The following is a 23,385-nucleotide window of genomic DNA, read 5'->3' as shown; positions in this document are numbered from 1 at the left end:
GAGTTCTCAGCGGAGGAGGAACTCGAGCGCCACCCGCTCGAACGCCTCTTCGGCCTCCACCATGACCCAGTGCCCGCAGTTGGGAAAGACGTGCAATTCGGCATGCGGCACAAGCCGTAGTGGGACGAGGGGCATGTCCGGCGGGCACTGCCGGTCGTCGAGGCCCCATGTGAACAACGTGGGGCACTGGATCTTCCGCATCATCGACCAGTACGGCGGGGCCTCGGACGCCTCGAGTGCCCGCTGCTGGGCGGTGACCGCTGCGGAGCCGTACATCGCGGCGAGCGTCTCGTGGGAGGAGGGGGCCATCGCCGCCTCCCAGCGCTCGTCGACGCGCTCGTCCGTGACGAGCGCGGGGTCGTAGACCATACAGTCGAGCCACCGCACCAGCTTCTCGCGACTGGGGTCGTCGGCGAAGTCCCGGAGCAGGCGGGTGCCTTCACTCGGAGCCTGGCTGAAGATGTTGGGGCCCACTCCGCCGATCGTGATCAGCTTCTCGACCCGCGCGGGATGCTGCATCGCCACCTGCGCACCGACGACTCCGCCCATCGAATTGCCGATGATCGCGGCGGATTCGATCCCGAGAGCGTCCATGAACCGCGGCACCGACTCGGTTGCGGTGCGGACGGGATGTCCTTCGACGGGATCGCTGATTCCGAAGCCGGGAGACTCGAGCACGTAGCAGTGGAAGTGCTCGGCGAACACAGCCAGGTTCCCTCTGTAGTTACGCCAGCCGCTCACGCCGATTCCGGAACCGTGCAGCAAGAGCAAAGGCGGTCCGTAGCCCGCCTCGTGGTAGCGCAACACGCCTGCGTCGGTGACGACCTCCCGCTTCGTTCCCTCGAAGCTCACGTCGACGACGTTTGCGCGCGTGTCCGTGGCGTGGACCCCTCGTCGGTTCATCTGTTCGCCCTTCCTCGGTCGGTGCCCCGCGACGCCGATTCGTGCCGGTGGTCGAACAGTAACAACATTCTGTCATGTCTATGTGTTCTTTCTTGACTAATAATTTGTTCACTCTGGTGTCGAGATGTGGGCGCTGCGGGGAGTCGCAGTACTCTGTCGAGACCGAGAAGGTGGACGCGGAGGAGTGGAGTAGTTGACGGAGGACGCTGCCATCGAGCGCCTGTCCGAGGTGCTCGACGACCGGATCGGCACGCGCATCCGGCACATCGCGCGGATGATCATCGACGCGAAAGCGGCTGCGCTTCGTCCGCTCGGAATCACTGTGCCGCAGTACGCGACGCTCCTGGCGGTCAAGCACCTGGAGCCGAGCTCGGCCGCGCAGCTCGCGCGCGCCGGACTGGGGACGCCGCAGTCGCTGGCGACGATGCTGTCGACGCTCGAGGGCAAAGGACTCGTCAGCCGTCGCGCGTCCCCCATGCATCAGAAGCTCGTCGAGGTGCGTCTGACCGCGCTCGGCGCGAAGACGATCGACGAGGCGGACGAACTGGCCGCCGGTATCGAGGCCCGGCTGCGGGAAGCGATCGGCGAGGACCTGTTCGAGGGCGTCGTCAGGATCGAGCAGATCGCGGACGAGCTCCTGCGATAGCCGCCCTGGTGACCGGGTCGGGCGCCGCCGGCTGTTCGACGGACGGCGTCAGTGCCACCGGCCCGGCCGGTCGCCGGTGTCGAAATCGCCCGCTTTCGAACGCAGTTCGGTGAGAATGCGCACCAGTGAGTCCAGCTTGTCGGGGGACAGTCCGGGCTCGGCGAAGACCTTCTCGTTGAGCGCCTCGGTCGCCCGTCGTGAGATGTCCCGCCCGTCGTCGGTGATCTCGATCAGGGTCGCCCTGCGGTCGGTGGGGTGGGGGACGCGGCGAACCAGGCCGGCGTTCTCGAGGCGATCGACCGCGTTGGTGACACTGGTCGGGTGCACCTGCAGGCGGGCGCTCGCCTTCGCCATCGGCAGCGCGCCGCTGCGGGTGAAGGTGAGCAGCGTCAGCAATTCGTACCGCGAGAACGTGAGTCCGAAAGGCTTGAGGGCCTCGTCGACCCGCGCCATCATGATCTGCTGCGCGCGCACCACCGACGTCACTGCGGCCATTCCGTCGGCGACGGCACCCCAGCCGTGCTCGGTCCACTGACGGTGCGCTTCCTCGATCGGGTCCAGAGGCAGGGGCGACGGCGACGGCATGCCCCGATCATCCCATGCAGGCTCGACCGGCCCGCGTACCCGGCACGGTACTTCCGGTGACCGGTTCCCGATACGTGGTCCGGTCGTGACCGCGGCTAACGTCTGACGTCATGGCGCATACGAGCGAGTCCGGCTCGCCCCGAGTCGAGCCGGCAGTGCCCACCCGAACCCCGTGGGGGCAGCACTCGTTGCTGCACGCGATCTTCTTCCTCATGGGCGGCGAGCTGTTCCTCATCTCTCCGCTGCTCCCGACCATCGCCGACGACCTCGGGACCAGCATTCCGGCGACCGCGCTGGTGGTGACGGCCTACGGGCTCACGTACGCGGTGGCGAGTCCTCTGCTCGGTGCGCTCGCCGAGCACGTGGCGCGCCGACGCGTCATCCTCGCCGGGGTCGCGGTGATGGTCCTCGGGGAGGTGCTCTGCGTGGTCGCGCCCACGCTGCCGTTCCTGGTGGGGGCGCGCATGGTCGGCGGTGTCGGCGGCGCCCTGATGGGTCCCGCGATCTGGGCGTTCCTGGCCGAGACGGCGGTGCCGCGGGAACGCGGCCGGGCCATCTCGCGTGGCGCCGCGGCGTACGCGGGCGGTCAGATCGTCGGGGTGCCGCTGGGCACGCTCGTCGCCGCGAGCCTCGACTGGCGGTGGGCCTTCGCCGGAGTCGCCCTCGTGCTCGTCGGTGTCGGAGTGTCCATCGCCGTGCGACTCCGGGAGCCCGAGCGCACGGTGGTGCGTCCGGACGGCGCCCGCACGGCCCTCGCGACGTCGTTCCGGTTGTGGGGAAACCGGACCTTCCGCTTGATCATGTTCGGAAATCTCTTCGCCCAGGCGGCCCGCCTGGGCACGTACGCGTTCGCGGGCGCGCTCTTCGCGACCCGCTTCGGGCTCAGCACCGAAACTCTCGGATTCGTCGGGGCGCTGGTCGGCATCGGATCCTTCTCGGGTTCCCTCGTCGCCGGCCCCCTGGTCGACCGGTGGCGAGCCGCAGGCCGAGCCGAGTCGGTGCTGTGCATCGGCTGGGGCGGGCTGCTCGCCGCGGCTCTGGCCCTCGCGGTCTTCGCGCCGACGAGCTGGGCGAGCATCGTGGGATTCATGCTCGCGTTCGCAGCCGGCTCGGCGTTCTTCAGCACCGGTCAGGTACTGCTGACGACGGAACTGGCGGAACGCCGCGCCGGCGCGGTGTCGTGGAACAACTCCGCGATGTACGTAGGCACGGCCGTCGGTACCGCAATCCTCGGTGCACTGGGATTCGGCACCACCGGATTCGCGATCGGCGCCGTCGTCTTCGCGCTCGCCGCGACCGCGTCCAGCGCCATCCTCTCGCTGCGCCGCCGCTGATCGCTACGACGTCCGCGCCGCCGCGAACATGGTGACCAGGGCGACGGCGAGGCACACGGTCATGCTCGCCACGAGGGCGGTGTCGGTGTTTCCCAACAGCCCGACCAGGGGAGCGACCACGGCGCCGACGGCGTACTGCATCGAACCGAGCAGGGCCGCTGCGGTTCCCGCGGCCTCGCCGTGGCGGGTCAGCGCGAGCGCGGGGGCGTTCGGGAGCACGAAGCACACGGCGCCCAGCATGATCCACAGTGCGGCGACGAAGCCGGGCAGGCCGCCGATCTGGAAGTGGGCCACAACGACGGCGACGATGCCGAACGTGACGGCGGCCGTGAGCGAGGCCTGCACGATCTGCTGGGGCGACCAGCGGCGCAGCAACCGCACATTGAGCTGCGTCGCACCGATCATCGAGAAGGCGCCCGCGCTGAAGACGATCGCGAACTGCTGCTGATCGAGGCCGAACTGGTCCTGGTACACGAACGGGGCGCCGGAGACGTAGGCGAAGAGGGCGGCCATCACGATGCTCGACGCGAAGGTGAGCGCTACGAAGGTGCGGTCGCGCAGCAGCGCCCGGTAGGTGCGCACCACCGGCAGCAGTCCGCCCGGCCGACGCCGCTCGCGCGGAAGGGTTTCCGGTAGCGCGAGGACGGCGACCAGTGCGATGGAAACCCCGACGAGCGCGAGGACCACGAAGATCCCACGCCAGTCCAGGGCGACCAGCAGCGCCCCGCCCACGCTGGGCGCGATCACCGGCGCGACGCCGAGGACCAGCATCAGACGTGAGATGACGACGGCGACGGCCCTGTCGGAGAACAGGTCCCGCACCATCGCCATCGTCACGACGGCGGCCGCGGCCGCTCCGACGCCCTGGAGGACGCGTACTGCGCCGAGCATCGCGATGCTCGTGGCGAACACGGCGACGAGCGAACTCGCGACGTGCAGCGCGATGCCGGCGACGAGAGGGCGCTTGCGGCCCAGACTGTCCGAGAGCGGCCCGATGACCAGCTGTCCGAGGGCCAGTCCGACGAGAGTGCCGGTGATCGTGAGTTGGGCGCCCGACGCGGTCGAGTCGAGTGCGGCCGCGATGTCGGGGAGCGCGGGCAGGTACATGTCGATCGTGAAGGGGCCCAGCGCTGTCATGGTGCCGAGCGCCACGATCGTGCCCAGTCCTGCCCTGGCCCCACCGGTGGGTGGGGCTGTCGGCGCCCCGCCGCGGGCAGGTGGTGGGGGTGTCTCGTCGACAGTCATGCACCGACGATGGCGGATCGCGCCGTTGTGACGCGAGTCGCTTCCCGGCGGGCGGAAGCCCTGTCGACGCACGACGGGCCGGATCGATGAATCCGGCCCGTCGAAGTGCGTCGAGTCAGCTCATCGAGCTGAGCTGCTCGATGAGGGGGAGGATGGTCTTGACGATGTCGATGACGGCGCTGATCGTGCTGAACGAACCCATGTTTCAGTCCTCTGGGGTGGTGGTGGATGTGGCCCGACGCCACTGGCGGTAAAGCTAGCAGGAGAGTGGTCGGTTTGTGCACTTTACGAAGAAGGCGTTGGACGTTTGTCCAGGACGGCGGTTGCGGGCAACTCCGCGTGCGCGATTCTCAGCCTCCGACATGGTTGCCGCGCGCGGCGGACACGAGCGCTCGGCCGTCCTCGAAGCGCAGGAATCCCCGCGCGACGGAGCGCTCGGTGGCCTCCGCGAACTTCGTCACGTAGGTGTCCTGGTCCGGATACAGCGAGGCCAGGACGTCGGCTCCGAGTGGGGTGGTCGCGCCGTTGTTCGGGACGTGGACGGTCTCGCCGGTCAGCGAGGCGACGGGCACATCGACGTGAGGAGTGCGCACTCCGCCGCGGGCATTGCCGAACTCGTCACGCACGATGGCCGTGTCCGTTGTGTCGATCGGATCCGCCGACGGGGGAGCGGTCCCGTCCGCGACCCACGTGTTGAGCGAACGCAGCGCAGCTGCCACCACCGCGGCCTGCGGACCGTCGTTCACCAGCGGAATCAGCGCTCCGAGATCCCTGATCGTTCCGAACTGGGCGGTGTACTGCGGGTACAGGATTCGCAGGGCGTGGGCGTCGGAGTGTGCCGTGCCCGCGATCTCCCAGGTTCGGATCCGCTCGCTGTCGGGCTGGCGGGCGGCGACGAACGACCCCGGGCCGGGACCGCCGCCGAGCTCGAAGAGCTCCGTCTCGGTGACCACCTGGAAGACCGGCACGTCGAGATCCGTGCGCACGCGCGCCGGCGACACCACCCGTGGCCCGTCCGGGCCGTCGAGCTTCGGCAGGCCCGTGCCGGCGCCGATCGGCGCACCGAAACCGGCGCGGCTGTGCACGAACATGCCGTCGAACACCCGGGCGAGAGGATGGATGGCGTTGGCGTAGGTCAGCATTCGTATCGCGGACTGGGACTGGCCGACCGCAAGCAGTCGCTCGACCACCAGCCCCGCGAGCGGGTCCGCACCGCGCGGTGCCCGGAGTGCGGCCCCCGCCTGCGAGAAGATGTCGTAGGAGTAGGCGTCGCCGGGGTGGTGCAGGGGTCCGTATCGCTGCGGATCCCACGCCTTGAGCCCCACCACGTTCGGGCCCAGCGGGCTGCCGCCGGTGCTGTTGACGCCGGCGGCCTGCGCGGACACCCCCACCCACGCGTAGCCCTGCAGCAACTCCGAGTGCATGTAGCCGAAGTCGACGTCCACATCGACGTTGCCACTCACGTTGAGCCATTCGACCACGACGGTGCCGTTGAACCGGCTGCGGTCCGACGGCACCCGCACCAGCAGGCGGGTTCGGTACGGCGCCTGGCCGGCCTCCGCGACCGACCAGTGGCCGTCCGAATCCCACCTGCCGTCCTCGCGATACGCCGTCGCGGTACCGCTCAGGAAGAACTCCTGTTCGGTGTATCCCGCGGCGGCGAGGTCGACTGCGGTCGAGGTTCCGGGCGAGCTGCGCATGCCGTCCGGAAGGCGGTCCTGTTCGGAATCGAATCGTCTTGCGTGCAGGAACATTCGGATCGGGCCTCTCTGACAGGGGGCTGCGCCGTTGCAGTCCCCTTGAAAGGAAAACTAGCCCTGAATGTGGCGTCGGTCACACATCGGTCTCGGTGGGTGAGACTCTTTCTCGGTTCAGCCGCCGGAGTAGTCGCCGAACCGCTCGTCGACTTCCTCGGCTGTCAGTCCGTACTCCTCGAGCGTGTACTTGTGCGCCGGCTTCCGGCTGCCCGAGCGGCTCTCGGCATGCATGTCCTCCATCGCCCGGCGCGCCTGCTCGGTCATGGGGATCGAGAAGTGCGAGTAGACCTTCTCGACGGTCCCGAGTGGATCGCCGACGAAGTCGTTGTAGTCGACGTCGACGAACTGGGCCGGGTCGTACTTCCCGCGCGCGGCGGTGAAGTCCTCGAGCCCGCGGGCCCACAGGTCGAGCTGGCTGCGGCCGATCACCTCGCCACGGAACTTGTTCGACCAGCCCTCGGTGGCCTGCTCGGCCAGGCTGCACACCGAAGGCACGATGGTCCGCGGCGGGCGATGGGTCTGGATCACCAGGGCGTCCGGATAGACCGCCATCAGTTCGTCGAGCGCGAACAGATGGCTCGGGTTCTTCAGCACCCACCGCCGATCCTGATCCGGCAGCCCGATCAGCTGCAGGTTCTTCTTGTGCCGCGCGTACGCGTTGGTCCAGTCCTGCCCCTCGAGCCACGTCGAATAGGTCGGCAGGTTCGCCAGGCACTCGTACGACACCGACTTGAAGGTCTGACGCAGCAGCTGCCAGCACTCCTCGACCTCGCCCGCCGACATGTAGTGCACACCCATGAACTCGGGGTGGTCGATGTGATGCTGGCCGAACTGCTGCTCGATCGCCTGGAACACCGGGTTGGATTCCCAGGTGTCCCGCGGCGGGCGTGGCTGCGGCATCTCCGTCAGCCACATCTCCAGCCCCTGGTGTCCCGGGTCCACGGTGAGCAGGCGGTGCAGCGCCGTGGTGCCGGTGCGCGGCAGGCCGGTGACGAAGATCGGTCGTTCGATCTGCACGTCGGCGTGCTCGGGGAACTGTTTCCACGCGGCCTCGCTGAGCAGGCGGGCAACGAGTGCGCCGCGCAGGAAGACGCGAGAGATCTTGCTGCCGAACGGCGTCAGGTCCTCGTCTCGTGCGTACGAGTCGAGCAGGACTCCGAGCGCCTCGGTGTAGTCGTCGGTACCGAAGTCGTCGAGTCCGGTCATCCGGGTAGCGGATGCGTGCAGGTCCTCGACGGTGCCGACGGAAGTGCGTTCAGTCATGGTGCTCCTTCAGGGGCCGAGCTCTAGTGGTGGAACTCGCCGCAGTTGACGTCGAGACACTGGCCGGTGATGGCGCTGGCCATCGGTGAGGCCAGGAAGATCACCGCGTTCGCGACCTCGTCGGTGGTCGGCAGGCGCTTGAGGTCGCTGTTGGCCGCGGTGTGCTCGTAGATCTGGTCGACGGTGATGCCGAACTTCTCCGCCTGGTGCTCGAAGTACTTCTTCAAGGTGTCGCCCCAGATGTAGCCGGGGGCGACGGAGTTGACGCGGATGCCCTGCGGACCGAGTTCGGTGGCCAGCGACTGCGACATCGCCAGCAGCGCCGACTTGGCGAGTTTGTAGCTGCCGTAGCGCTCCTGCGAGTGCCGCAGCACCATCGAGTTCACGTTCACGACCGCGCCCTGGGACTCGGCGAGGGCCGGCGTGAACAGCTGGGTCAGGCGCAGCGCGCCGAGCACGGTCAGCTCGATCGCGTCGCGGATGTGCTGGAAGTCGGTGCTGCCGAACGGCTTCATCGACGGCACGGAGAACGCGTTGTTGATCAGGCCGTCGACCCGGCCGAACGCGTCGGTGGTGGCGGACAGCAGGTGGGCGGCCGAGGCGTCGTCGGTGATGTCGGTCGAGACGGTCACCGCGCGGCGTCCCAGGTCGGACACCTCTTTGGCCACCTCGTCCAGACGCGACTGGGTGCGTGCGGCGAGCACCAGATCGGCGCCGGCCTCGGCGCAGCGCAGCGCGAGCGTGCGACCGAGCGCCGGCCCGACGCCAGAGATGACGATTACCTTGTCCTGGAGCAGATTTGTCATGTCTTATCCCAGCATCCGGTCGGCGACGGCGGCCTGCCGCTCCGCGATGCGGGCGGCGAAATCCTCCGGCGTGATCTTGTTGTGTTCGTGGAAAGGCAGTTTCGCGGCGACCTCGTCGAACTTGACGACCTCGACGGTCGGTCCGTCCTCGGCCGTGAACTCCCGGGACGTCCGCTGCCACCGGAACTGCAGGTAGCCGCGCGGGTGACCGAGAGCCTCCAGCCAGTTGGTCACGCCCGGGTTCCGCTCGCTGAGGACCATCCGGATCATGCCGTCCGGATCCACCTGTGCCTGAGCATTGTTCAGTGACGTCTGGTGGCTGATGTAGTCGAGCGAGATGTACCAGAGGCTACCCAGCTGGAAGCCCTGGTACGGAGCATCCGATTTCGGGACGGTGATGATCATCGCCTCGTCGTCCGCGAGGTCGTAATGGCCCACCGACGAGTACTGCGTCGCCAGTCCGCCCGGAGTGAGCCGCGGCGCGGTCATGGTGTTGACCGGCAGGTTGTCGTAGAACCACTGCGGGAACTGCAGCCACGTCTGCACGCGACTGACCAGCGCCTTACCGGCGCGAGCGAAACGCTTCTCGGTCTCCTCGCGCGTGAGCGGCGGCACCGGGACGCCGATCCGGTCGGCGCGCTCGATGCGGATGGTCCCGCGCTGCTGGCTCCAGTCGCTGTAGACCTCGCGCACCACCAGCTGGCTCGAGCCCGGCGCCAGCGTGAAGTGGTTGCGGCGGCCGTCGGCGGGGCCGGGACCGAACGTGGCGACGAACGTGCCGTCGTCCTCGATGTGCAGTTCCCGGTCGTCGAAGGCGATCTCGCTGCCCGGGACGTTCGCGTTGGTGTAGTTGCCGCTGAGGACCTGGAAGCTCAGGTCCGAGGTGGTGCCGCGGGTGCCGGTGACGATGTACTCGGCGTCGTCGTTGATGCGGGCACCGAAGTACAGAGTGTCGGGGTTGTCCAGCCCCATCTTCGTGAACGGGCCGGTGCCCTGGATGAAGCTCGGATGGGTCTTCTCGGTGGCCCATGCCGCGTGCACGGTCGCGAGGATTCCGCCGGCGAGGTACTGCATGCCCTCGAGCAGATCCTGTTCGGACCGGATGTGGGGGGCGCTCTCGACCAGCTTCTCGGCCTCGGCGATGGCCTCGGCCAGTGGATCCGTCAGCACACCTTGCTCCTTCGATCCAGTGGTACAAATATGTACCTGGGTGGTAGAACGTGCGATGAGTCAGACGATAGAACGTGTTTCAAGGAGTGGTCAATGACCCCAGGCATCGCCGAGTCCGAGTCCAGTGGGCGTCGGTCCCCACCGACGGAGCGGGTGGTCCAGATCCTCGACTTCCTGGTCGCCCGCGAAGAACAGCGCTTCGGTTTGTCCGAACTGGCGCGTGCGCTCTCCATCAGCAAGCCCACGTGCCTGGGAATCCTCTCCGAGTTGGTCGTCGCCGGCTACCTCACCCGAGACCCGGTCTCCAAGACGTACGGGCTCGGGCCGGCGCTGATCGCCGCCGGGCGCGCGGCGCAGCGCGGCTTCGCCGTCGGGGCGATCGCGCGGGCGCAGCTCGATGGGGTTGCCGCCGAGTTCGGTGCGGTGTGCACGGCGTCGGCGGTGGTCGGCGACCAGGTGATGATCCTCGAGACCGTCACGCCGGCCGGAATGGCGCTGGGACGTACGGCTGCCCGCGTCGGTCAGGCGTATCCGTTCGCCCCGCCGGTGGGTCTCATGTACGTGATCTGGGACAGCGACGACGACCTCGAGGCGTGGCTGCGGCGCGATCCCGCACTGCCGGTGGTCCTCGATCGGGAACTGCTCGGGCGAGTCGTCGACGACTGCCGTGAGGTCGGATACCTCGTCGAACGCTTGACCCCCGTCGGACGCAAGCTGTTCTCGCTCATGGCCGGCGTCGCGGGCCGGGACCTGCCGACCGAGCTGCGCGAGCTCATCGGCGAGATGGTGTCGAGTCTCGGCGAGCGCGTCTACCTGCACAGCGAAACCGAGCCCGACATCGACTACCCGGTGAGTCTGATCGCGGCGCCCGTGTACGACGCCGACGGGCACCAGTCGCTGGTCCTCACGCTCGACGTTGGCGGACCGATCACCGGAGCCGAGATCGCCCGGCGCGGTGCGGCACTCGTCGCCGCGGCGGACGCGGTGACGGCGGAGGTCGGCGGACGGCGTCCCGTGCGCTCCTCCTGACCTGGTCGCAGCAGGCGAGCCATTGACCGCGGGTGGAACAGGTTCTATTCTCGGCTCGAAGTCAGTTTTCGAACCGACCCGGTACAAATATGTACCAGTGAACTCGTCGAGGAGCCGCGCGTGACACCCCTGGCATCCCCGTCCACCTACGAGCTGTCGCACCTGCAGGCGCTCGAGGCCGAGGCGGTCCACATCTTCCGTGAGGTCGCCGCGACCTTCGAACGGCCCGTCCTGCTGTTCTCCGGCGGCAAGGACTCCGTGGTGATGCTGCACGTCGCCGCCAAGGCGTTCTGGCCGGCGCCGCTGCCGTTCCCGGTGATGCACGTCGACACCGGCCACAACTTCGACGAGGTCATCGAGTTCCGCGACCGGACCGTCGAGCGGCTCGGCCTGCGCCTGGTGGTCGCGAGCGTCGAGGACGACATCGCGGCCGGGCGGGTGGTCGACGAGACCGGGCCGCGGGCCAGCCGCAACCGCCTGCAGACGCACTCACTGCTGCGCGGCATCCGGGAGAACAAGTTCGACGCCGTGTTCGGCGGCGCGCGCCGCGACGAGGAGAAGGCCCGAGCCAAGGAGCGTGTCTTCAGCTTCCGCGACGAGTTCGGGCAGTGGGATCCCAAGGCGCAGCGGCCCGAACTGTGGAACCTCTACAACGGGCGGCACCGGCGCGGTGAGCACATCCGGGTGTTCCCGCTGTCGAACTGGACCGAACTCGACATCTGGCAGTACATACTCGAGGAGGAGATCGAGCTGCCGTCGATCTACTACGCGCACCGCCGCCCGGTCGTCGAACGGGACGGAATGCTGTTGGCGCACACCCGGTTCCTGACACTGCTGCCCGGCGAGGAGCCACGCGACGAGCTCGTACGTTTCCGCACCGTCGGCGACGCGACCTGCACCGGCTGCGTCGAATCGTCGGCCGCCACTGCCGCCGAGGTCGTCACCGAGGTCGCGGCCAGCCGCATCACCGAACGCGGCGCCACCCGCGCCGACGACCGGATCTCCGAGGCCGGCATGGAAGACCGCAAGAAGGAGGGGTACTTCTGATGGCCCACACCCAGCAACTCCTCCGCGTCGCCACTGCGGGCAGTGTCGACGACGGCAAGTCCACGCTGATCGGACGCCTGCTGTACGACTCGAAGTCGATCTTCGAGGACCAGCTCGAGGCGGTCGAACGCAGCAGTCGCGAGCGCGGTACCGAGTACACCGACCTGGCGCTGCTCACCGACGGATTGCGCGCCGAGCGCGAGCAGGGCATCACCATCGACGTCGCACACCGCTACTTCGCGACGCCGCAGCGCAAGTTCATCATCGCCGACACCCCCGGGCACGAGCAGTACACCCGCAACATGGTCACCGGAGCGTCGACCGCGGACCTCGCGCTGATCCTCGTCGACGCCCGCAAGGGGGTGCTCGAGCAGACCCGCCGGCACGCGTTCCTGTCGACGCTGCTGGGGATCCCGCACCTGGTGCTGTGCGTGAACAAGATGGATCTCGTGGACTGGTCGCAGGAGCGGTTCGAAGAGATCAAGGACGAGTTCGGACAGTTCGCGACCAAACTCGACGTTCACGACCTGACGTTCATCCCGGTGTCGGCACTCAAGGGCGACAACATCGTCACCCGCACCGAGAACATGCCGTGGTACGAGGGTTCGTCGCTGCTGCACCACCTCGAGGATGTGCACATCGCGTCCGACCGCAACCTCATCGATGCGCGCCTGCCCGTCCAGTACGTGATCCGGCCGCAGCGGCAGACGGACGCCGACCTGCACGACTTCCGCGGCTATGCGGGCACCGTCGCGAGCGGCGTCTTCAAGCCGGGCGACGAGGTGGTCGCGCTGCCGTCGGGCTTCACCTCGACGATCTCCGCGATCTGGGGGCCGGGTGGGGAGGAGGTCAAGGAGGCCTTCGCACCGTCCGCGGTGTGCGTACAGCTGGCCGACGACCTCGACGTCAGCCGCGGCGACACCCTGTGCAGGCCGAACAATCGACCGCTCGTCGGCCAGGAGATCGACGCGATGATCTGCTGGCTCACCGAGCAGGCGTCGCTGAGCCCCGACGCGCGGTACACCGTCCTGCACACCACCCGCGCGACGAAGGCGCAGGTGGTGCGGCTCGACTACCGGCTCGACGTCAACACGCTGCACCGGGACGAAACGGCACAGTCGCTCGCGCTCAACGAGATCGGACGCGTCCAGCTGCGCACGCAGCAGCCGCTGCTGTTCGACCCGTACCGACGCAACCGGGTGACCGGCAGTTTCATCCTCGTCGACGACACGACCGGCAACACCGTCGCCGCCGGCATGATCACCGGGCCGACCCTCAAGGAATCGAAGGTCGTCTGGCACTCGGCCGCCGTGTCCCGCGACGAGCGCGCGACCCGCGGGTCGACGGTGTGGCTCACCGGTCTGTCGGCGTCCGGGAAGTCCACGGTCGCGGTGGAACTCGAACGGCGACTCGTCGCCGCCGGGATTCCCGCGTACCGGCTCGACGGCGACAACCTGCGACACGGACTCAACGCCGACCTCGGGTTCAGCGCCGAGGACCGGGCGGAGAACGTCCGGCGCGTCGGGGCCGTCGCGCAGCTGCTCGCCGACGCCGGCATGGTCGCTGTGGCCTCGCTCATCAGCCCCTACGCCGCGGATCGCGACCGGGTCCGCCGACTGCACGAGGAGGCCGGGCTGCCGTTCGTCGAGGTGTTCGTCGACACCCCGATCGAACAGTGCGAGGCGCGCGACCCCAAGGGGATGTACGCCAGGGCCCGGGCGGGGGAGATCACCGGTTTCACCGGCGTCGACGACCCGTACGAAGCCCCCGAACGCGCCGAACTGGTGCTGCGGCCCGAGGACGGCGACCCGGTCGCACAGGCCGCGAAGATCATGGAGTATCTGAACCTGTGAGCACCGACGTCGAACTCGCAGCCGACCTCGCCGAACGGGCGGGCAAACTCCTGCTGGACCTGCGCGTCCGGGAGTTGGGGGAGACCCCGCTCGACAAGGCTGCCGCGAAGGAGCTGGGGCGACGGGGCGACAAGGCTGCCAACGTCCTGCTGCTGGACGGGCTGGCCGCCGAACGTCCGTCCGACTCGGTGCTGTCGGAGGAGTCTGCAGACGATGCGGCCCGCCTCGACAACGAGCGGGTCTGGATCATCGACCCGCTCGACGGTTCCCGCGAGTACGGTCTGGTCGGACGATCCGACTGGGCTGTTCACGTCGCGTTGTGGGAGCGCGGGGCGGGCATCACCGCGGCCGCAGTGGCGCAGCCCGCGCGGGGCGAGGTGTACGTCAGCGGAACCGCGCGGGCCGTGCCGTCCGACCGGATCAATCCCCGGATCCTGGTGAGCGACAGCAGACCGCCCGCCTTCGTCGACGCCCTCGCACGACGCGTCGGCGGCACGGTCGAGCCGATGGGCTCGGCCGGCGCCAAGGCGATGGCCGTCCTGCGGGGAGACGCGGATGCGTACGTGCATGCCGGCGGCCAGTGGGAGTGGGATTCGGCGGCACCGGTGGGCGTCGCCCTCGCCGCGGGACTGCACTGCTCCCGTATCGACGGAACTCCGTTGCGCTACAACGAGCCTCATCCGTACCTACCGGATCTGCTGATCTGTCGACGCGACCTAGCGGTGCCGTTGCTCGCCGGCATTGCGGAGGAGACCGGCGGTCCGACCGACAGTCCTCGGGTCGCGATGGCCCGCGAGTACATCGACTCCCTCGTCACCCACGACACCAGCAAGGTGCGTCTCGCCAGGCACTGCCACCGTTACGAGAACGGCCGGCGCACAGGAGAGTCCGGTGACGAGATCCGGTCGATGCTCGAGACCGGCGGGCAGTATCGGCCGATCAGCGCCGTCCGCGACGTCGAGTTCCGTGAGTGGGGCACCGACGTCGTCGCTCGGTTCCTGCTCGACATGAACACCGGCCGGGACCTCCTGACCGTCGCGATCACCGAGCATTTCTCCATCCCGAGTGCCGAGATCGAGGCGATCACGGCGATCATCGAGCCCCACCCGTAGGCACGTCAGGCGCCGGCAGGCTCCGATGCGAGTGCCGCGCCCAGGGCGTCCAGCAGCAGCTTCGTGCCCTCCTCGCGGGAACCGGCGTCGTCGTAGCCGTCGAGGAAGGCGCCCTGCTCGGTCATCACCAGGCGGGTACCGGTGCCCGACGGAAAGAGCTCGATCGTCGCCAGCGACACGGACGTGCGAATGTCGTCCATGTGCATGTCGTACGTGTAGACGATCCGCTCGTTAAGGACGATGTCCTGGTAGATCGACGAGAATGAATGGACGGGACCACCTTTCGGGCCGCCGCTGACCGTCTCGCGGCCGCCGACGCGGAAGTCCATGGTGCCCGCGTCCGACACCCAGTCGTCCGGGTGAGTGAACCAGCGGGACTTGGCCTCGGGGTCCGCGAACGCGTGGAACACGCGGGCGGGGTCGGCGTCGTAGACGCGTTCGACGACGAATGTGGAGTGGGTGACCGATCGGGTGCTCATGACGACTCCTCGGGTGCGGATGCTTCATCGGCCTCGGCGAGGAACTCGCCGAGTCGGTCGAGGCGGCGCTCGGTCAGCGTGCGCCGCTGAGCAATCCACTGCCCGGCCCCGTCCAGTGCATCCGGCACCAGATGGCAGGTCCGGGTGCGGCCGACCTTCTCGGATCGCACCAGTCCACTCGCCTCCAGGACCCGGAGATGCTGGACGACGGCGGGCAGTGACATGTCGAGCGGGGCCGCGAGCTCGCTGACCGAGGCGGGTCCGCGGCCGAGCCGCTCGACCATCCCGCGCCGACTCGGATCCGACAGCGCGTGGAAGACGCCGTCGAGCGGTGCGGAATACTTAAGCACACACTTAAGTATTCTCGCCCGCTCCGCTGTGTCAAGGGGGCGCCGCAAATTCGACCGGCGTCAGAAGCGCAGGGTCATCGGCCCCGGATTCCAGAGACCCGAGCGTCGCGCGGTCTCGGTCGTCAACTCGGCCGGGACGGCGGACTCGTCGCGTGGCGTGAACTGTTCCACCTGGCCCCAGTCCCGGCGCCAGTCGTGATTCAGGTACGACGGGATGGTCTCGGCGGACAGTAGCTGGTCGGTCCAGCCGAGCGGACCGCCACCGTAGTGGTCCTGCCACCGGTTGGTCGACACCGCCCCGGGGCGATCGGGGAGGATCCGGTAGCCCGGCACCTCCGCGACGCCGTTCGCGTGCGAGAACGGCTGCTGACACGGGAACTGGAGTCCCACCGCCCAGTCGGCGAGCACGGGGGTCTCCGAGCCGATCACATCCTGGAGGGTGCGTGTCTGCGGCACCCGCGGCGGCGTCACGGCGAGCCACTGGTCCGGGTCCCGGTCCTCGTCGGACGCGACGAGGCGAACCGCGTCGGCCTCGGCGGGCAACTGGTCCAGGGGAACCCGTACGTTCCGCCACGACGGCGCGGGACCGATGTCGTACGGCAACGCCCGGCCCAGGACGTCCACCGAGCCGTCGGGACGGCGGACGCCGTACTCGAGTTCGAGGTCCTGGCCGTACGTGACGATGCCGTCCCGGTCCGTCGACCGGATCCGGCCGGCGACGGCGACCGAGACGATGTCGCCGCGGGTCCCGTCGGCGCCGACGGCAGGCAGGCCGTACCACCCGCTGACCAGTGACGCCGTGGTCTGTTCGCCGCTGCGGTAGCTGCCGAGGACGGGCGTCGACGCCGGGTCGAGTCCGAAGGGGAGCGCGACGGTACTGCCGTTGACACCGACGGCGCCCTCGCCGCCGGCGGTCCCCGCGGTGGTGTCGGTGGAGGTGGGGGTGGCGTCCGGGTCGACGAGGTTGGCGGTACCGGCGGCCGCCGCCGTCTCGCCGTCGGCGCTCAGATCCGACGCGACACCGTTCGGTCGGAAACCGGTGGACTCGGTGCCGGCGAGCGCGGTTGCCACGTTGCCCGAGAGCGGTTGCAGCACGGATGCATTCGGATCGGTCTCGAGCAGTACGTCGTTCGCGAGCCCGCAGTTCTGGCCGCGCAGCGCGTCGAAGTTCGCCCGGCCGACCGAGTACGCCGGATACTGGCTCACCGCGCCCTTTGCGAGCGAGAGCACCTCGAAGGCCACCATGACGGCCGCGGCGATCGTCAACGGGGGCAGCGCCCACACCCGGCGCGCACGGGAACCCGCTGCGGGAACCCGGGATTCGCGCACATGGCACCACGTTGTGACGCCGACCATGAGGATCGCGCCGCCGAAGAGCACCGTCGCAGCCCCGGTGCCCGCGAGCGACGGCGGCTTGTCCCACCACGGCACACCCCACGCCGACACGTACCAGTAGTTGTTGGTCCCGATGAACGTGAACGCCAGGAGGAACAGCACGGCCGCCGCGAACAGGGCCCGGTTGCGGGGTGAGCGCAGTACGGCCGTCCCGACGGCGACCGCCGTGAGCACCGCGAGCGCGCCTGCCAGGCCGGCGAACACGCCGAGATGGTGCGTCCACTTGGTGGGGGTGAACATCATCAGCGCCACGGCGCCGAGCACGACCCCGATGATGCGGCGGGACGGGCCGGCGGAGGTGCCGGGAATGCGTCCGCCCTTGCGCAGCATCGCGAGCACGGTCACCGCCAACCCCAGGAACATCACGAAGATGCCGAATCGGCGCGAGAGCGATCCGTCGGCCGTGTCGTTGAGCAGCCACTGATACCGCAGATTCTCGCTGAACCACTTCTCGCTGGGCCCGCCGGCGACATGGGCGTCCTGCATCGCCGGGACCACTGCGAGCGTCTGGTCGGCGAAGATCGCAACGAGAATGACGGTGCCGGAGGCCAGGATCGGCAGCAGCAGCGCCGCGTATCCGACGTGTCGGGCCCGCGCGATCGCGATCCGCAGCAGGGGCCGCAGACCGGCGAGCAGTGCCGCGAAACAGATGATCCCGGACGGCCCGACGGAGAGGGTGGCCGCTGCGACGAGGATCGCCACCGCCGCCGGCAGCAGCCGCCGTGTCGCGATCGCCCGCTCCACCGAGCACCACGTCAGCAGTACACCGGCCGCGACGATCGGTTCCGGACGCAAGCCGTTGTTGTACGGCAGCCACACCGCGAGGAAGCCCAACGCTCCCGTCCACAGGGCGATCCGGCCCGTGCGAGCGGCCACGCCCAACCGGGGTACGACCTCCCGGCTGAGCACCAGCCACGTGACGATGCCGGCGAGCAACGCGGGCAGACGCACCCACGGGCTGGCACTCCAGATGTCGTCGAGCAGACCGAAGATGTAGTAGTAGGGGGTTCCGAACGGGGTCTCCGGAACACCGAAGTAGCGGAAGTAGTTCGACATATAGCCGGACGACTGCGCCGACCGCGCCATCGTGTACTGATAGCCGTCGTCGGCGGTGGTGGCGCCGATGAAGTGCCACAGCACGAGGGTTCCGATGACGACCACGTCCAACGAGCCGACGCGCCACCACCGTGCCGGCAGGAACCGGCGGGCCCGGCGGCCGTCGGTGAGGTCCAGTCGATGCAGCGCCACCAGCGCCAGCAGCGTGGCGAGCACCGCCACGATCATCGCGACCATCTTGGTCGCCGTCGGCGTGGTCGAGAAGCGGGTGTCGAGCCCAGCGCTCACCTGCAGTCCCGCCGGCGCGCTGCCGTCGAGATCGCTGAAGACGCCGACCATCTGGGGGCGGACGTCACCGTCGACGTTCTTCGTCGCGTCTGCCGCCCCCGATCCGGTGATCGCGGCCGTCGTCCGCTCGGACGTCGACGACACGGTGATCGTGCACTCGCTGCCCCGCAGTTCCGTGAGCGGCGTCGAGATCAGCGAGCGGTCGCGCAGGATCACCTCGAGACGGGCGGGCGCGGACTCGGTGGCCGCCGTCGTCTTCGCGACGAGACCGTAGCGTTCGGCACCCGGTGCGCCCGAGGGCATGGTCGCCACGAGCGCGCCGCCGGAGCCGAGGCCCGCGGCGGTCGCACAGGGGATCCGGGCGTCGAAGGTGAACGGCGCGTAGGACACCAGAGGCGCCTCGACGCTGCCCGTCGACCCGCCCTGCGGCCACGAGAGCGTCGACTGCTCCTGGTTCACCGGCAGCAACGGAACCGCCACCGCGGACAGGACGCCGAGGACGCCGGCGACGATCGCGATCAGGCGCGCACGCCGAACGTCCCACCATCCCTGACGGGCAGGTCCGGGTTCACGCACTGCTCTCTTCGCGGATGCATGTTCCGCCCCCACCATGCTGTCGACCACGAGAAGCGATGGTAACGGCAATCACACCTGTCACCGAGCGCCCTCACCGCGCCGTCGCGAATTCCGGCAATTCGCCGGGTAGAACGGACGAATGAAGGTATACACCGGAACCGATCCCGCTCTCGATCCGATGCGGGTGGCCGACTTCGCGCGCCGCGCCGAGGCGGCCGGCTACGACGGATTGCACGTGTCGGAGACGGTGCACGACCCCTTTCTGCTCGCGCTGTTGGCGCTGCAGGCCACCGAACGACTCGTCGTGCGGACGTCGGTGGCGCTCGCGTTCGTTCGTAGTCCGCTGCTCACCGCCTACACCGCATGGGACCTGTCGAAGATGTCGGGAGGGCGATTCCATCTCGGCCTCGGTAGCCAGATCCGGCAGAACATCGAGGAGCGGTATGCGATGCCGTGGACCGCTCCCGCCGCAGCGATGCGCGAGTACGTCGGCGTCGTGCGCGCCGCGTTCGAGACGTTTCGCACGGGCGAACTCGTCGCATACGAGGGTGAGCGGTACCGGTTCCTCCGGATGCAGCCCTACTTCAACCCGGGCCCCGACACGCAGACGCCCACACCGCCGGTCTATCTCGGCGGTGTGGGACAGCGCATGCTGCGGGTTGCGGGGGAGTGCGCCGACGGTCTGGTCACGCACCCGACCAACTCCGATCCGCGGTACCTCGCCGACGAGTGTGTGCCCGCACTGACCGAGGGTGCGGCGACGGCGGGCCGGACACTGGACGGCTTCGACATCGTCGCGGGCCTGCAGGTGATCACCGGTGCCACCGACGCCGACGTCGCCGCGGAACGCGAGCGGCGCCGCCGACTGTTCGCGTTCCTGTACTCGACGCCCGCCTACCGCGGTGCGCTCGAGCGGCACGGGTTTCCCGACCTGCAGGCCGAACTGGCCGACCTCGTCCGCCGCGACGACTGGGATCGGCTGCGAGGCATCGTGACCGACGACGTCCTCGCGACCGTCGTGCCGACAGCCCGCTACGACACGCTCGCCGACGCGGTCCGCGAGCGCCTGCACGGCGTCGCGCAGAGTGTCACGCTGGCGCTGCCCGAGAACCCGGACCACGATCGCCGCATGGCCGACGTGGTCGCCGAACTACACGCCGGATAGCTTCGCGAAAGGTGCAGGAACAGGAATGAGTCGTCTCGCCCGGATCGTGCCCTTGCTCGCCGCGCTGGTGTGCGGCGCGCTCGCCGGTCGCGTGCTGTCGTCCCCGGTGCCCGAGTACTACCTCTGGGCCGAGAGTGCGCTGCCCGCAGCCCTCGTCACCAACGGTGCCGGCGTCGCGGCCGCCGCCGTCATGGCGGTGCTGGTCACCGTGGCGCTCGTCCGGCGGCGATCGGTGACCTTGGTGACGGCGGCTGTCGTGGCCGGGCTGCTGCTCCTCGCGTTGCCGGACGTGTTCCGCTACCCGGACGAGCCTGCGGTGCTCCTGTACTCGAATGCCGTTGCCGCAGGGGTGGTTCTCGGTGCGGTCTCGCCCCTGGCCGCGCGCGAGCTGAGCGCGCAGGCCGCGCTCGCGGTGGGTGCCGTCGGCGCCTTCCTGCTGTCGGGGGCGGTGGCCGAGGTCAGTGGGGGCGGTACGGCGGACTTCGGCTGGACCGCCTACACCCCGCTCACCTCCCAACCGGTCGAGCGCTCGAGCGTGGTGGGCTTGTGGCCCGTCGTCGCGGCGGCGCTCGTCGTCCTGACGGTCGTGCTGGACCGCAGAACCTCGTGGGGCGCGCGGGTCGACACCCGGTGGGCGGCGATCGCCGCCGCGCTGCCCGCCGCTGCCTTCGCCGCTGTGCGGATCCTGACGGAGTCGGCGGCACTGCCGCAGTGGTGGTACCCCTACGTCGGACTGGTGACGGCGCTCGTGGCGTGGCTCGCATGGCAGCTGCCCGGGCGCGACGGGCAGTTGGTGTTCGCCGGGGCGGCGATCCTCGCTGCAGCGGCGGTGGGGACACCGTGGGCGAGCGGCAACTGGTGGGCGATCGTCGTCCCCGCCGCGCTGATCGTCGCCGGCGCCGCAGTGGGACTGCGGTGGCCTGTACCGGCGGTCGGTTTCGGCCTTCTGGCGGTGGCGGCCGCGATTTGCCTGCTCGGTCCCGACCACTCGGACGTCTCGGCCTTCGTCTACGCGATCGCGCTACCTGCCGGGGTGGGGTACGTGGTCGGGTCCTGCCTGCCGACGTCGGCGCCCGCGTCGACGGTCGGTCTCTCGCTGCCGTTCTGCATCGCGATCCCGGGTGTCGTGGCAGCGGCCGGCACGATCTCCGAACGGTACGCGGACTACCTGCCGGGTTCCGGAGCGCAGCTGTCGACCTCGACACCGGTCGTCCTGGCCGCGGTCTCGGTGGTCGTCGTGTGCGGCGTGGGCGCGTGGGGACTCGGACTCCGCTCTGGAGTCCACTGACACCGGACCGGCCGAGCCGACGCCCCTGGAAACGGCCGAAGGCCCCACTCTCGAAAGAGTGGGGCCTTCCGTGTGCCCCCGGCAGGATTCGAACCTGCGGCCTTTCGCTCCGGAGGCGAACGCTCTATCCCCTGAGCTACGGGGGCGCACCGGAAACCCGGTGTGCCAGTGGGCGAAGTTAGCGTAGCGCATTGTCGCCGATCGTCCACATCGGCTGGTAGATCGGTGTTTTTCTCGTTCTTCCGGTGACGGTCGGCGGTGAAAGCAGACCGGGCGGCGCACCCGCTGGGGGAGCGCCGCCCGGTGGCGTTTCGACGAGACGGTTCGTCAGTTCATCGGAAGCGGAGAGGCGTTCCGGTCCGCCAGCATGCCGGTGATGAGCGTCGCCTCACCCTGCTGCGTCGAGACCATCTTCTTCGCCAGATTCCGGACGGCCGGAACGTCCGCGTACTGCTCCGCGTACTCCATCATCGGCAGCCCACCCTGGTGGTGCCGCAGCATCAACTGCAGGAACATCACGTCGAGTTCGGGACCCGTGGCCTGACCGAGCGCGGCCATCTCCTCCGGGCTCGCCATGCCGGGCATCTTGCTGCTGTCGTGCTCCTCGGCAGCGCCGGTCGCGGCGGTCCCGTGGCCCGAATGTCCTCCGTGCCCGCCGTTTTCGGTCATCCACGTCATGTAGCCGTCGGTGGGCAGCGGAGCCCGGTCCCACAGCGCCAGCCACCCCTGCATCTGACCGACCTGGTTCTGCTGGCTGGTCAGGATGTCGAACGCGAGGCTCTTGACCTTGGGGTCGGTCGACTTCGTCAGCGCGATCGACGACATGTCGATCGCCTGGTTGTGGTGCACCGTCATGTCCTGGGAGAACCCGACGTCCACGGACGTCTCCGACGGGATGGGCGCGCCCTTCTCGTCGAGGGGCAGTCGCACGAAGAACCCCAGCGCGAAGCCGATCGCGAGGACGCCGATCAAACCCACCACGGCGAGCGCGGTTCGCTGACTCCGGTTGCTCGGCGCGGTGGCGGTCCGGTCCGGGCTGTCGATGTCGGTCATCGCGTCGATCAGCCGTTCCCGCCGGCCGCGGGAGCGGGCGCCTGCTCCGCCCCGGTGGGCATGGGGAGGCCGGAAGGCAGTCCGGCGGCGCCGCCGGTCTCACTGGCGTCGGGCGTGATGCCGCCACCGTCCATCGGCACCGCGTCCGGTCCGGGAGCGCTCGCGTCGAACGGCGGCGGGTTGGCCGGGTCGAACGAGCCGGGAATCGTCGAGCAGCTCGCGCCGACCTCGGGGTAGGCGTAGCGGTTCAGACGCAGCGCCTTGATGAACTGGTCGATGCGCTCGTCGTCGGCACTGTCGACCTTGAGCTGGTGACCCCACGACTGCAGTGAGATGGGGGAGTCCAGGCCCGGGTACGGCGACATCAGCATGTATCCGTCACGCGAGCTAGCGCGCTCCTCGAGCTGCTTGCGCTGCGCGTCGTCGATCGTGTCGGGGTTGTATGTGATCCAGACGGCGCCGTGCTCGAGCGAGTGCACGGCGTTCTCGGTGCGGATCGGATCGGCGTAGACGGTGCCGGTGCACGTCGCCCATACCGAATCGTGCGGTCCACCGAACGGCGGGGTCTGGTCGTAGGCGACCCGCTGGGTCGATTCGACGTGCACGCCGGCCGGGTAGTCGACCTTGACGACGCCGTCGATCGACGACGACGGATCCTGGTTGGACTCCGACGGCGTGAACTTCGCCACGGCCTGCTGATCCTGGTACTTCGGGAAGATGTTGACGGCGAGAACGCCGATCAGCGCGACGACGGCGACGACGGCGCCGATGGTCAGCCACGGAACCTGACGCGATGCGCCGCCACCGCGCTTGGCTGCGGGCACACCGCCCTGCTTCTTCTTGGCTGCCTTGATCGCCTTGGCTGACTTGGCCCCCGTTTTGCTACTGCCGGGACCGCGATTTTCCGAACCGCTGGGCATCGATGAGTGCTCTTTCGGTGATGGGATACAGGGCGTCCTCGAGGGGCAGGGAGCCTCCCCGGTCC

20 protein-coding genes and 1 tRNA gene are annotated in these 23,385 nt (G+C 69.1%); 8 read left to right on the top strand and 13 right to left on the bottom strand.

The features are described 5' to 3' along the window. Positions 1–6 precede the first annotated feature (6 nt). Positions 7–903 (bottom strand): alpha/beta fold hydrolase, encoded by an 897-nt coding sequence (locus PSS76_RS22930; RefSeq protein ID WP_337456658.1) that lies wholly within the window; start codon positions 901–903, stop codon positions 7–9. A 193-nt stretch (positions 904–1,096) separates the two neighbouring features. Here PSS76_RS22930 and PSS76_RS22925 point away from each other — a divergent pair, with 193 nt between their 5' ends. Then, positions 1,097–1,549, top strand: a complete 453-nt coding sequence (locus PSS76_RS22925; RefSeq protein ID WP_081122336.1) for a MarR family winged helix-turn-helix transcriptional regulator — start codon at positions 1,097–1,099, stop codon at positions 1,547–1,549. A 48-nt stretch (positions 1,550–1,597) separates the two neighbouring features. Here PSS76_RS22925 and PSS76_RS22920 read toward each other — a convergent pair whose 3' ends face one another. Then, positions 1,598–2,134 carry a MarR family winged helix-turn-helix transcriptional regulator gene (locus PSS76_RS22920; protein WP_081122335.1) on the bottom strand — a complete coding sequence of 179 codons (537 nt, stop codon included), beginning with the start codon at positions 2,132–2,134 and terminating at the stop codon, positions 1,598–1,600. Between the two features lie 110 nt (positions 2,135–2,244). On the opposite strand from PSS76_RS22920, the gene PSS76_RS22915 reads away from it, so the two are divergent. Continuing rightward, positions 2,245–3,468 (top strand): MFS transporter, encoded by a 1,224-nt coding sequence (locus PSS76_RS22915; RefSeq protein ID WP_337456657.1) that lies wholly within the window; start codon positions 2,245–2,247, stop codon positions 3,466–3,468. Positions 3,469–3,471: 3 nt separating this feature from the next. Here the strand turns inward: PSS76_RS22915 and PSS76_RS22910 are convergent, their stop codons facing one another. The 5 genes from PSS76_RS22910 to PSS76_RS22890 form a co-directional block, all read right to left on the bottom strand. After that, the gene (locus PSS76_RS22910; RefSeq protein ID WP_337456656.1) at positions 3,472–4,713 is read right to left on the bottom strand and encodes a multidrug effflux MFS transporter; all 1,242 of its coding nucleotides are present in this window, start codon (positions 4,711–4,713) and stop codon (positions 3,472–3,474) included. Between the two features lie 350 nt (positions 4,714–5,063). After that, on the bottom strand, positions 5,064–6,467 hold the full coding sequence (locus PSS76_RS22905) for an alpha/beta hydrolase domain-containing protein (protein WP_337456655.1): 1,404 nt from the start codon (positions 6,465–6,467) through the stop codon (positions 5,064–5,066). A gap of 117 nt (positions 6,468–6,584) precedes the next feature. Beyond that, positions 6,585–7,733: a sulfotransferase family protein gene (locus tag PSS76_RS22900; RefSeq protein ID WP_069855960.1), complete on the bottom strand. Its 1,149-nt coding sequence runs from the start codon at positions 7,731–7,733 to the stop codon at positions 6,585–6,587. Positions 7,734–7,756: 23 nt separating this feature from the next. Then, the gene (locus PSS76_RS22895; protein ID WP_337456654.1) at positions 7,757–8,539 is read right to left on the bottom strand and encodes an SDR family oxidoreductase; all 783 of its coding nucleotides are present in this window, start codon (positions 8,537–8,539) and stop codon (positions 7,757–7,759) included. Between the two features lie 3 nt (positions 8,540–8,542). Continuing rightward, positions 8,543–9,709 carry a hypothetical protein gene (locus PSS76_RS22890; RefSeq protein WP_337456653.1) on the bottom strand — a complete coding sequence of 389 codons (1,167 nt, stop codon included), beginning with the start codon at positions 9,707–9,709 and terminating at the stop codon, positions 8,543–8,545. A 93-nt stretch (positions 9,710–9,802) separates the two neighbouring features. Between PSS76_RS22890 and PSS76_RS22885 the strand changes: the two genes are divergently transcribed. The 4 genes from PSS76_RS22885 to PSS76_RS22870 all read left to right on the top strand — a co-directional run bounded on the left by PSS76_RS22885 (position 9,803) and on the right by PSS76_RS22870 (position 14,750). Next, entirely contained in the window at positions 9,803–10,738 is a 936-nt protein-coding gene (locus PSS76_RS22885) for an IclR family transcriptional regulator (RefSeq protein ID WP_337456651.1), read from the top strand. 120 nt (positions 10,739–10,858) lie between these two features. Then, the gene (cysD, locus tag PSS76_RS22880; RefSeq protein WP_013415619.1) at positions 10,859–11,785 is read left to right on the top strand and encodes a sulfate adenylyltransferase subunit CysD; all 927 of its coding nucleotides are present in this window, start codon (positions 10,859–10,861) and stop codon (positions 11,783–11,785) included. Beyond that, entirely contained in the window at positions 11,785–13,638 is a 1,854-nt protein-coding gene (cysC, locus tag PSS76_RS22875; protein WP_064058213.1) for an adenylyl-sulfate kinase, read from the top strand. Before cysD ends, cysC begins: the two co-directional genes overlap by 1 nt. After that, the gene (locus PSS76_RS22870; protein WP_013415621.1) at positions 13,635–14,750 is read left to right on the top strand and encodes a 3'(2'),5'-bisphosphate nucleotidase CysQ; all 1,116 of its coding nucleotides are present in this window, start codon (positions 13,635–13,637) and stop codon (positions 14,748–14,750) included. The genes cysC and PSS76_RS22870 overlap by 4 nt, the downstream gene beginning before the upstream one ends. A 5-nt stretch (positions 14,751–14,755) precedes the next feature. Here PSS76_RS22870 and PSS76_RS22865 read toward each other — a convergent pair whose 3' ends face one another. The 3 genes from PSS76_RS22865 to PSS76_RS22855 are packed head-to-tail and all read right to left on the bottom strand — an operon-like array spanning position 14,756 to position 18,930. Next, complete coding sequence (locus PSS76_RS22865; RefSeq protein ID WP_064077034.1) at positions 14,756–15,229, bottom strand: SRPBCC family protein; 474 nt, start codon at positions 15,227–15,229, stop codon at positions 14,756–14,758. Next, a complete protein-coding gene (locus PSS76_RS22860) occupies positions 15,226–15,579 on the bottom strand; it encodes an ArsR/SmtB family transcription factor (RefSeq protein WP_013415622.1) in 354 nt (117 codons plus the stop codon). The genes PSS76_RS22865 and PSS76_RS22860 overlap by 4 nt, the downstream gene beginning before the upstream one ends. A 60-nt stretch (positions 15,580–15,639) precedes the next feature. Then, positions 15,640–18,930: an arabinosyltransferase domain-containing protein gene (locus PSS76_RS22855; protein ID WP_443147383.1), complete on the bottom strand. Its 3,291-nt coding sequence runs from the start codon at positions 18,928–18,930 to the stop codon at positions 15,640–15,642. 103 nt (positions 18,931–19,033) lie between these two features. Between PSS76_RS22855 and PSS76_RS22850 the strand changes: the two genes are divergently transcribed. Beyond that, the gene (locus tag PSS76_RS22850) at positions 19,034–20,059 is read left to right on the top strand and encodes a TIGR03617 family F420-dependent LLM class oxidoreductase (protein ID WP_064077035.1); all 1,026 of its coding nucleotides are present in this window, start codon (positions 19,034–19,036) and stop codon (positions 20,057–20,059) included. Positions 20,060–20,084: 25 nt separating this feature from the next. Continuing rightward, complete coding sequence (locus tag PSS76_RS22845; protein ID WP_064078888.1) at positions 20,085–21,347, top strand: hypothetical protein; 1,263 nt, start codon at positions 20,085–20,087, stop codon at positions 21,345–21,347. A gap of 73 nt (positions 21,348–21,420) precedes the next feature. Here PSS76_RS22845 and PSS76_RS22840 read toward each other — a convergent pair. The 3 genes from PSS76_RS22840 to PSS76_RS22830 form a co-directional block, all read right to left on the bottom strand. Then, a tRNA-Arg gene (locus tag PSS76_RS22840) sits at positions 21,421–21,493 on the bottom strand. Between the two features lie 181 nt (positions 21,494–21,674). Then, positions 21,675–22,400: a DUF305 domain-containing protein gene (locus tag PSS76_RS22835; RefSeq protein ID WP_005514024.1), complete on the bottom strand. Its 726-nt coding sequence runs from the start codon at positions 22,398–22,400 to the stop codon at positions 21,675–21,677. Positions 22,401–22,408: 8 nt separating this feature from the next. Next, complete coding sequence (locus PSS76_RS22830; RefSeq protein WP_005514022.1) at positions 22,409–23,320, bottom strand: thioredoxin-like domain-containing protein; 912 nt, start codon at positions 23,318–23,320, stop codon at positions 22,409–22,411. Positions 23,321–23,385: the final 65 nt, after the last annotated feature.

Source organism: Prescottella sp. D32, assembly GCF_037287305.1.
Classification (GTDB): domain Bacteria; phylum Actinomycetota; class Actinomycetes; order Mycobacteriales; family Mycobacteriaceae; genus Prescottella; species Prescottella equi.
The sequence above is the reverse complement of the archived record's forward strand: the minus strand, read 5'-3'. Positions and strand labels throughout refer to the sequence as shown.